Origin of the sequence: Geomonas propionica (genome assembly GCF_016458235.1) — a bacterium.
GTDB lineage: Bacteria > Desulfobacterota > Desulfuromonadia > Geobacterales > Geobacteraceae > Geomonas > Geomonas propionica.
The window spans coordinates 1-971 of record NZ_JAEMHK010000037.1 but is presented as its reverse complement, the minus strand read 5'-3'; the positions used below and the strand labels follow the sequence as shown (position 1 = coordinate 971).

The following is a 971-nucleotide window of genomic DNA, read 5'->3' as shown; positions in this document are numbered from 1 at the left end:
TTCTTCTAAAAAGGCGACTTCAAATCGTTAGGGCACCATTTTGCCTATTGACAGACGGGGGCCTGATAAGGGTTGGGAGACTGTGCCTGTACAACTCACCTTATGCTGCCATTTCCGTCCAAAACTTTATAGGTACCATCGTTGATATATCCAAGTTTTCCTGATGGCAATCTGACTTTGTATATTTGATAGTGCTTAACATCTATGGTTTCAACGACCTCAACTAACTGGCCTTTATATAATGCACCTGAAGAGGTCCCTGAGACCGCGGCCTGTTCACTGTTGTAAAGAGGGACCGCACCAATTGCTAAAACGCTTCGATTTTCCTTTAAACAGCTCAGTAAGCTGACAAAAAGGTACGTTAGCATTGCGACTTTAGTTAGGTTCAAGTTTGATCCTGTGTTTTCCGGCCAACCGTGGGAGAGTGCAGCGGCGGAGCGAAGCGGGGACCGCTGCCACGCTTGGTTGTGTGTCAGTGCTTCTCGAAGATTACTTTTGCCTTTTCAGCATCCATTACCACTGGTTTCCCACCACCAGGCGGGTGAAGGACCACCGCAATGTCCTCCGAACACTCCGGCCCTGCCCACCCATAGTAGTTCTTCCTGTTGTAGGACTCGGTCAGTTGGAGATCCATCGTCATTTCCGATGTGGCGGTTGCCCCAAAACGGTAGACATGAAAGGGATCGTACGTCAGGAAAGAAAACTCCGGTCCCCATGACTGGGAGAAGCACGGATAGCCGATCAACTCTGGGGTTTTGTCTTTATCGAGGGCTGCAAATGACCGGATTTCAAAATTTTCAAGATTCAGAATTTCTTTCGGTATTCCGTCATCGCCTAATGCGATAATGTGCAAGCTGCCGGGAGAACTTGCATAGGCCCAGCCGAACAGCAGAAGTGAGCTATCTTCACTTTTGAGGACACACCATATATCCTAACGGACCAGGAGGGTGTGTCATGAGATCGAATCGCAA

2 protein-coding genes are annotated in these 971 nt (G+C 48.5%); both read right to left on the bottom strand.

Features of this window, described 5'->3' with window-relative positions:
* Positions 1–95 precede the first annotated feature (95 nt).
* Positions 96–389, bottom strand: coding sequence for a GW dipeptide domain-containing protein (locus JFN90_RS22045; protein WP_199397289.1), 294 nt, complete (start codon positions 387–389; stop codon positions 96–98).
* A gap of 83 nt (positions 390–472) precedes the next feature.
* Positions 473–853 (bottom strand): hypothetical protein, encoded by a 381-nt coding sequence (locus JFN90_RS22040; protein ID WP_199397288.1) that lies wholly within the window; start codon positions 851–853, stop codon positions 473–475.
* Between the last annotated feature and the right edge of the window lie 118 nt (positions 854–971).